We start from the raw sequence: 243 nt of genomic DNA on the forward strand, positions 1-243 counted from the left end.
TTGGCGCCGTCATTGCCGGTGAGGACGTTGCCGAGGCTGTTGCCGGTGCCGTCGATGTCGTCTTCGCCGGTCAGGATCAGGTCTTCATCCGTTGCCCCAAGCGTGGTGGTCTCGTCGGACTCGACCAGGTCGATGACCGAGTTGACGGTCAGATCCAGGGTGGCCTCAACCGGATCGCCTTCACCGTCGAGGATGGTGTAGCTGATGACGACCGTGCCATGGAAGTTGGCGTCGGGGGTGATG

Annotated in this window: 1 protein-coding gene; it reads right to left on the minus strand. The window is 62.6% G+C overall.

Annotated features, from left to right (window positions below):
- Positions 1-243 (minus strand): cadherin-like domain-containing protein (locus tag ABAC402_RS40545; RefSeq protein ID WP_040410164.1); only part of this gene is annotated, 243 nt, incomplete at both ends.

It is taken from the genome of Asticcacaulis sp. AC402, from assembly GCF_000495835.1.
Lineage (GTDB): Bacteria > Pseudomonadota > Alphaproteobacteria > Caulobacterales > Caulobacteraceae > Asticcacaulis.